Annotated in this window: 7 protein-coding genes and 2 pseudogenes; 5 read left to right on the top strand and 4 right to left on the bottom strand. The window is 70.5% G+C overall.

Features of this window, described 5'->3' with window-relative positions; all coding sequences use genetic code 11:
* The 5 genes and pseudogenes from VJN29_RS09440 to VJN29_RS09420 form a co-directional block, all read left to right on the top strand.
* Positions 1-393: pseudogene (locus VJN29_RS09440) on the top strand (4-hydroxy-2-oxovalerate aldolase); the annotation flags it as partial.
* Entirely contained in the window at positions 393-1,199 is an 807-nt protein-coding gene (locus VJN29_RS09435; protein ID WP_324143371.1) for a 2-keto-4-pentenoate hydratase, read from the top strand. The pseudogene VJN29_RS09440 and the gene VJN29_RS09435, both read left to right, overlap by 1 nt.
* On the top strand, positions 1,196-1,417 hold the full coding sequence (locus VJN29_RS09430; RefSeq protein ID WP_324143370.1) for a 2-hydroxymuconate tautomerase family protein: 222 nt from the start codon (positions 1,196-1,198) through the stop codon (positions 1,415-1,417). Before VJN29_RS09435 ends, VJN29_RS09430 begins: the two co-directional genes overlap by 4 nt.
* 29 nt (positions 1,418-1,446) lie before the next feature.
* Positions 1,447-2,901: an aldehyde dehydrogenase gene (locus VJN29_RS09425; RefSeq protein WP_324143369.1), complete on the top strand. Its 1,455-nt coding sequence runs from the start codon at positions 1,447-1,449 to the stop codon at positions 2,899-2,901.
* Entirely contained in the window at positions 2,898-3,725 is an 828-nt protein-coding gene (locus VJN29_RS09420; protein WP_324143368.1) for an alpha/beta fold hydrolase, read from the top strand. The genes VJN29_RS09425 and VJN29_RS09420 overlap by 4 nt, the downstream gene beginning before the upstream one ends.
* Positions 3,726-3,878: 153 nt before the next feature.
* Here VJN29_RS09420 and VJN29_RS09415 read toward each other — a convergent pair whose 3' ends face one another.
* From VJN29_RS09415 to VJN29_RS09405, 4 genes and pseudogenes are all read right to left on the bottom strand, one after another.
* On the bottom strand, positions 3,879-4,742 hold the full coding sequence (locus VJN29_RS09415; protein WP_324143367.1) for a hypothetical protein: 864 nt from the start codon (positions 4,740-4,742) through the stop codon (positions 3,879-3,881).
* A gap of 8 nt (positions 4,743-4,750) precedes the next feature.
* Positions 4,751-4,837, bottom strand: a pseudogene (locus tag VJN29_RS20375) (hypothetical protein); the annotation flags it as partial.
* Between the two features lie 423 nt (positions 4,838-5,260).
* Positions 5,261-5,461, bottom strand: coding sequence for a cold-shock protein (locus VJN29_RS09410; RefSeq protein ID WP_013491928.1), 201 nt, complete (start codon positions 5,459-5,461; stop codon positions 5,261-5,263).
* Between the two features lie 177 nt (positions 5,462-5,638).
* The coding region (locus VJN29_RS09405; protein ID WP_324143366.1) for a DUF1116 domain-containing protein at positions 5,639-8,305 on the bottom strand (2,667 nt) is incomplete at its 5' end.

Here is an 8,305-nt window from a genome sequence, read left to right as displayed (position 1 = left end):
GCCCTGTGTGCCCTCGGGGCCGGTGCGGGCAACAGCCCGACCGAGGTGCTCGCCGCGACCTTCGAGCGCATGGGCATCCGGACCGGCGTGGACCTCGGCGAGGTCCTCTCCGCCGCCGAGGACGTGGTCCGCCCGTTCATCCCGCGCCTGCCGTGGATGGACCGCGCGTCGATCACCCAGGGCTATGCCGGCGTGTACTCCTCGTTCCTGCTGCACGCCGAGCGGGCGGCCGAGCGCTACGCCGTGCCCGCCCACGCGATCCTCCAGCGCGTCGGCGAGGCCGGCTACGTCGGCGGCCAGGAGGACATGATCATCGACATCGCCCTCCAGCTCGCCGAGGAACGCGAGCGCGAGCTGGACATGGGCGACCTCGCCGGGCTGGGAGTCCGCTGATGACGGCCGGGACCAAGCCCGATGGAGGCTGGGACATCGCGTCGGTCGCAGCCGAGCTGCTCGCCTGTGAGGACGAGCGCCGCGAGCGCGAGCCGTTCACGGACGAGTGGCCCGAGCTCGACCTCGACACCGGCTACGCGATCCAGGACCTCAACCTCCAGAAGCGGCTCGACCGCGGCGAGAAGCTCATCGGCGTGAAGCTCGGCCTGACCAGCCGCGCCAAGCAGCAGCGGATGGGCGTCCACTTCCCGTTCGTCGCCTGGCTCACCGACGCGATGATCCTCCCGGTCGGCGACCCGGTCCCCCAGTCGAAGCTGATCCACCCACGCATCGAGCCGGAGATCGTCTTCGTCATGGGAGACCGGCTCGAGGGCCCCGGCGTCACCTGCGCCCAGGCCATGGCGGCCGTTGAGTCAGTGTGGGGCGGGGCGGAGGTCATCGACTCCCGCTATCGCAACTTCCGCTTCAAGGCGGGCGACGTGTCAGCCGACAACGCCTCCTCGGGCGCGTTCGTCACGGGGCCGATCGGCGTGCCGCCGGCGGACCTCGACCTCGCACTCGAGGCCGTCCTCGTCGAGGTGGACGGGGAGATCGTCGACTCGGCCACCGGCGCGGCCGTCCAGGGACACCCGGGCGAGGCCCTCGCCCTTGCGGCCAACGACCTCGCGCGCCGCGGGCACGCCATCGAGCCGGGCTGGATCGTGCTCACCGGAGGCATGACCGACGCCGTCTTCTCGCCGCCCGCCGCCTCCGTCGCGATGCACTTCACCAACCTCGGCTCCGTCTTCATCAACGGGGGCGAGTGACCGTGCCGTTCGTCGAGATCACCCTGACTGAAGGCCGCTCGGAGGAGCAGCTGCGCACCCTCATCTCCAAGGTGACGCACGCGGTCGTGGACAGCGTCGACACCCCGCTCGAGAGCGTCCGCGTCGTCCTCCGGGAAGTTCCTACCACTCACTTCGCCGCCGGGGACGTCACCATCCACGAGCGCCGAGCCCAGCGGCATACGGCTCAATCCTCCTGACCCCCAACCTGATCCCAAAGGTGAGCACCATGAGCGACTTCCCCTTCTTCGGCCACATCATCGACGGCGTCGAGGTCGAGTCCGTCGACGGCAAGCGCTTCGACACGATCAACCCCTGGACCCGCGAGAAGTGGGCCGAGGTCGCCGAGGCCTCCGCCGCGGACGCCGACCGCGCCATCGCGAGCGCCCGCAAGGCCTTCGACGAGGGGCCTTGGCCGCGTATGGGCCGCACCGAGCGCGCCAAGCTGATCCACAAGCTGGCCGACCTCATGGAGGAGCGCGCCGACGAGCTCGCCCGCCTCGACTCGACCGACATGGGCAAGCCCTTCGTCCAGGCCAAGCACGACATCGCCCGCTCCGTGTGGAACTTCCGGTTCTTCGCCGACCACCAGCGTGACCACGTCGGCGAGGTGATGCCGATGGACAGCGGCCACCACACCTACACGGAGTACGGTCCGGCCGGCGTCGTCGCCGCCATCTCCCCATGGAACTTCCCCCTGATGATGGCGACGTGGAAGATCGCCCCGGCCATCGCCTGGGGCAACACCTGCATCATCAAGCCCGCCGAGGACACGCCGGCCTCCGTCGTGCTGCTCGGCCGCCTCGCCATCGAGGCCGGCTTCCCGCCCGGCGTGCTCAACGTCCTCAACGGCTTCGGCGTCCCGGCCGGGTCGTCGCTGACCGGCGACCCGCGCGTGGACCGCGTGACGTTCACGGGTGAGTCGGGCACCGGCCGGATCATCATGGGCGCCGCCTCGCAGAACCTCACGCCCGTCAGCCTCGAGCTGGGCGGCAAGGGCGCCAACATCGTCTTCGAGGACGCGGACATCGACAACGCCGTGTACTGGGCGGTCGAGGCGATCTTCCGCAACGCCGGCCAGGTCTGCCTCGCCGGCTCGCGACTCTTCATCCAGGCCGGCATCTACGAGGAGTTCCTCGCCCGGTTCAAGGACGCGGCCGAGAAGCTCGTCATCGGCGAGCCCTTCGCCGCGGACACCCAGTTCTCCTGCCTCGCCTCGGAGGAGCACTACACCAAGGTCAAGTCCTACGTCGACACCGTCGAGGAGCAGGGCGGCAAGATCCTCACCGGCGGCCTCGCCGAGGACGGCTCCTGGCTGGTCCGGCCGACGATCATCACCGACCTCCCCCTCACGGCGACGCAGTACTGCCAGGAGATCTTCGGGCCGGTCGTCGTCGTCAACAAGTTCGAGACCGAGGGCGAGGTGGTGCACCTGGCCAACGACACGTCCTACGGCCTCAACGCGATGCTCTTCACGGAGAACCTCTCCCGCGCCCACCGGGTCTCCGCGAACCTCAAGGCCGGCACGGTCTGGGTCAACTGCTTCTTCATCCGTGACCTGCGCACGCCCTTCGGTGGCGTCGGTGACTCGGGCGTCGGCCGTGAGGGCGGCAACTTCAGCCGGGAGTTCTTCACCGAGCCGAAGGCCGTCGTCATGCAGATCGACCGTGGGGTGCCGGCGTGACCGCGAACCCGGCATCGCTCGGTGGGCACTTCGTCGAGGTCGACGGCGTGCCCACCTGGGTGCACGACGTCGGCACGGGATCGCCCGTGCTGTTGCTGCACGGATCCGGGCCCGGGGTCAGCGCGGCCGCCAACTGGCGGCTGACCATCCCGGCGCTCGTCGAGGCGGGCCACCGGGTCATCGCCCCGGACCAGCTGGGCTTCGGCCAGACGGTGCCCTCCGAGGGGCACGAGTACTCGGTCGACTCCTGGCTGGCGCACGCCGTCGAGCTGCTCGACGTGCTCGGGCTGGAGCGCGTGAGTGTCGTCGGCAACTCCTTCGGCGGGGCGATGGCCCTGCGGTTGGCGACCCGCCATGCCGACCGCGTCGACCGGCTCGTGCTCATGGGCTCGGTGGGGGTCCCCTTCCCGATCACCGAGGGCCTCGACGCGGTGTGGGGCTACGAGGCCTCCGTGGAGCGCATGCGGGAGCTGCTTGACCTGTTCGCCTACGACACCTCACGGATGACCGACGGCCTCGCCCGGGACCGGTACGAGGCATCAGTGGCGAACGGCGCGGACGAACGGTTCGCGGCCATGTTCCCGGCGCCACGGCAGCGCTGGGTCGACGCGATGGTGCTCTCCGTGGACGAGATCCGATCCATCACGGCTCCGACACTTCTGTTCCACGGACGCGAGGACAAGGTCATCCCGATGACCACGTCGCTGAACCTCTTCCACCTGATCGACCGGGCGCAGCTGCACGTGTTCGGCCAGTGCGGGCACTGGACGCAGATCGAGTACGCGGACGACTTCAACGCGTTGCTGACCCGCTTCCTCGCCTGAGCGTCCCTCCGTGGAAGGTCGACCGGGTGCGAGCACGGTCAGACTTCCACACCACGGTGCCGTATGCCGCTGGGCTCGTTCCCCGTGCCCGCTGGCTCGGGTGCCGGGTGGAGCCGGCCTGAGCAGACGGGGGCAAATGAGGAGCAGACAACCTCAGGCAGGGAGCCGGCTTGCCGTGGTCGCAGCCACCGGGCACCCGTCGCCGCACGGAACCACCCGACCCGTCCAGCCCCGAGTGACGAGGATGTCGCCGACGTCGACAGCGAGCTCGCAACCCGTGGGCACGAGGTCGGGCCAGTGGCACCGGACGGTGAGTCGACCGGTCGCCGCGGCCTTGCGGTCCCGCCGGCCATCTCGCTGCCTCGCCCGCCACCCATCGTGGCCGAGTCGCCCATCCACCTCGACGACCAGGTCCCACTCCTCGTACTCGACGTCCCGTCGCCCTCCGCCGCTGATCGGCACCTGTCGTCTCCCGGCTGGCAGTCCGTGGGCCCGCTCGACATCACGGACGTATCTGACCTCAGCAGCGCTCTCGGCCCCGTCGGCCACGTCGGTGAGCGCCTCGAGCAGCTCTGCGGCGTAGGACTGTCGTGGCCGCGACGCGAGGGCCGCCCGGAGCGTCTCCGGCGTGGCCACCGTGAGGTCGATGGCCTTTGCGGCGAGCGAGACGGCTTGATCGAAGGTCCCCCCATCAGCGATGTCGAGCACCGTGTGCTCGGCCACGATCCGGTGCGGCCACTCGGTCGGATGGACCCGGTTACTGAGGAGGCGGCTTCGCCGGACCTCCACGCCCTCTGGAGCCCGGACTCGTCGACTGGCGGGGATCACGATCTCGATCGTCTCGGGCTCCGACCTGACCAGGCCCCAGGCATATCCGGCGCTGCGGCCGACGAGGGCGGCGCCCGTGCCGGCATGCAGCAGGGCCGCCAGGGCCCGGGCCTCCCAGTCGGCGCGCCCGGGCAGCGTCTGGTAGATCCCGGGATGACCCGGATCCAGCGGCCCTGGCGGATCCGCCACTCGATCGCCTCAGCGGTCAGGCCCGCACCGATCGCCTGAGCGCGCGTGACGAGGCCGGCCTGACCGGCAATGCGCGCATGCAGGAGCGGACCCATGCTTTCAGCGTGGCCCGCTCAGCACGGACGGCGTCCCGGTTCTCCACAGTGCCCCGTGGTGACGCCGGTCATCCCGTCTCGCCGTGGAAGATCACCCGTGTCCGAGCACGGGCAAGTTTCCACGTCGACGAGTGTCAGGTCGAGTCACGGCTGTCGTCGAGCGGTTGAGCGACCTGACGAGGCCGTTTCGTCTCGCCGGGGCGGTGGGGCCGGCGCACCTGCACAGCCCGCAAGAACCAACGCTGCCCCCGCGGCCAGGGCCGGCCTGTCCCGTCCGCCGGGCCCCCGGCGCGGTCACGCCGACAGACACCCCGACCGGTCAGCACTTCGGTGGGCAGCACGAAGGACCGGCACCTCAGGTGCCGGCCCTTCATGACGTGGATGCCGGGGTCGCACGGACCCACAGCTCAGATCAGCGAGTGATCAGACCAGACGAACGCGCATCGCCTGCGGACCCTTGGGGCCCTGCTCGACGTCGAACTCGACGGCCTGGTTCTCCTCAAGGCTGCGGTAGCCATTGGTCTGGATCTCCGAGTAGTGGACGAAGACGTCCGGACCCTCGGTCGGGGCGATGAAGCCGAAGCCCTTCTCCGAGTTGAACCACTTGACGGTTCCCTGTGCCATGTTGTGCTCCCTTTGTTTCAGGTTGGAACGGACCCACGGGTGTGACGGTCCGGGTCAGCAAGGACGCGACCAAACTCCTGAACATCAGAAGGGCTGCGCTCACAATGTCTTCTGCGAGCGTGCAACACACAAACAGCAAACGTTGACCGTGACCAACCCTAGTCCGGGCGGACGGAATCAGCCAATCGCGCGGGCCAGAGCCGCGATGGCCTGGGTGAAACACTCGGCCGGTGGGTTGACCAGCCCCGCCCCGACCTGACCGACTCCCGCCACCCTCCCGGCCATGCCGGTGTTGATCTGCGGGAGCACCCCGGTCCGCGCCACAGCAGCCACGTCGATCGCCGTCGGCGTCCCGCGGAACTCGAGGATCGGCACCTGGTAGGCGGGGTGCTCCCCGACGGTGATCTCATACATCGTCTGGGTGGCCCGCAGCGCGAACGGCACGTCGCCGCCGACGAACCGGACGATCGCGGGCGCGGCCGCCATGGCGAACCCGCCGATACCCGCGGTCTCGGTGATGGCGGAGTCGCCGATGTCCGGATTGGCGTCCTCGGGACCGTACGACCCGAGGAACAGCCCCTCGGGCGTCTGCGCCGGACCAACGAACCACTCGTCACCGGTCCCCGACACGCGCACCCCGAAGTCGGTCCCGTTGCGCGCCATCGTCGTCACCACTGACGACCCCGGGATGCCGTGTGCCGCCAGGGCGGCCAGCTTGCACGCGGGCATGCCAAGGTTGAGGAAGAAGTGCTCGTTGGCGCCGGAGAAGCGCACCGCCTCCGCGACGTCCGACGCGGCCGCGTCAGCCGTGATCAGCGTCGGCAACAGCTCACGCAGGAGCATGAGGGAGCCGGCCCGGTTGCGGTTGTGGCCCTCGTCCCCCATCTGGAGCATCTGGGCGACGATCGCCTTGACGTCGATCGGGCCAGCGGAGTCCACCCGCGCCCGAATCGCCTGCTGCAGCAACGGCCCCAGCACCGAGTTCATCCAGTGCAGCCGGTCGATCACCTCGGGTCCGTACGCGCCGTAGCGCAGCACCTTGCCGAGGCCCTCGTTGAGTGAGCACCACGACGTGTTGCCGTGCACGTCGTCCCGCAGCTCGTAGAGCCACATCGACGGACTGATGACGCCCGCCATCGGACCGACGGCGTCGCGGTGGTGGCACGGCTCGAGCGTGATGCCGTCGCCCTTCTCGAGCCTGGCCTCCGCCTCCTCGGCCGTGTCGGCGAGGCCCTCGAAGAGCATCGCCCCGATCAACGCACCCTTGAGCGGGCCAGATGCACGGGCGAACTCGATCGGCGGGCCGGCGTGGAGGAACGTGCCCTTCTCGAGACCGAGCGCTTCACTGGCCGGCCGGACGTCGACGAAGTCGGCCCCGGCGGCCACCATGCGCTCGAACGCCAGCCGGTTGGCCTCCTCGCGGCGCGGGTCGGCGAGGACGGCCGAGAGGTCGCGCTCCGTCCCCGGCAGCGGCGGCTGCCACGCCGTCTCGGTGACCGGAACCGCTTGGGCCCGAATCGACTCCGCGAAGAGGGCAACTCCCGCCGTGGCGATCGTGAGATCCGCCGACAGGAGGCCGTTGAGCTCTCCGGAGCGGCCTCCCTCGCGCACGCTTTCCACGATGCCGTATGCCGCTGAGCTCGCTCCCGCCGTCGGCCCGGCGGGTGCCTGGTCGAGGAGCGAGACCGCGTGCCTCGTCGCGGCCGCGTTGGACAGGAAGACCGAGGCGCCGGCATCCCGCAGCGCGGTTGCGCTGCGCGCAAGACCCTGCGGGTCGCCGTCAGTGCCGCTGATCGACACGACGACCGGGAGCGTGCGGCCGTCCGTCTCGGCCGTGGATCGAGCGGACCGGATCGCCTCCGCGAGCTCCGGTGCCGGGTCCGGGTGCGCTCCATGTCCGAGCACGAGGTCGAGGAGCAGCACGCCACACGACGGGTCGGCCGCCTCGGCGGCGATGCGCTCGAGCCGAAGGGACGGGTCGATCATCGGGTGCGCGCGACCCTGCGTCATCGAGTCGTCGCCGAAGTCGATGACGACATGGCCTCCGTCGCGCAGGTCGGGACCGAGGGCGAGATCCGGCCGGAGCGGGGTGTTGGACCGGATGTCGCCGAAGGTCTCCCCCGCCACGAGCATCGCCTCGTCGGCCAGCGTGCCACCGCAGAAGAGACCCCTCAGCGACGTCCCCGTCGGAGCCGGTTGCTCCGCCTCCCAGTGCGGCCACTCGATCCCGCTGCCGGCGTCTCCGAGAGCGGCCATCACTGAGGCGGTGAGGTCCGGCTTCCCGGCCCCGAGGGTGGCCCAGTGGACCGGCTTGCCGAGCCCAGCGGCATACGACTCGATGTCGGACAGCACCTCAGCGGCAGGAGGCTTGGAGACGACGATGATGCTCTCGGTGGCGGCGTCGGCGGCGAGCGCGGCGAGGGCCTGCCTGGTGGAGCGGCCCGCGACGGTGGCCGAGAGGTCGCGGCCGCCGACGCCGAGCACGTGGCTGACGCCCTTGCCGGCGGCGTCCAGAAGGCACATGACCTGCTGCGCACCCGTGCCCGACGCCGCGACGACGCCGACGGACCCGGGTTTCACCACGTTGGCGAAGCCGAGGCCGACCCCGCCGACGACCGCTGTCCCGCAGTCAGGCCCCATGACGAGCACGCCCCGGTCAGCGGCGAGGTCCTTGAGCCGCACCTCGTCCTCGACGGGCACGTTGTCGGAGAAGATCATGACGCTCACGCCGGCGTTGATCGCATCGAGCGCCTCGGTCGTCGCGTGCTGGCCCGGCACCGCGACGAGGGCGAGGTTGGCGTCGGCGCGGCGGACGGCCCCGCCCAGGGTGCGCGGCGCCGGCGC

It is taken from the genome of Intrasporangium sp. (assembly GCF_035280925.1).
Lineage (GTDB): Bacteria > Actinomycetota > Actinomycetes > Actinomycetales > Dermatophilaceae > Intrasporangium.
This window is presented reverse-complemented; position numbering and strand designations above follow the sequence as displayed.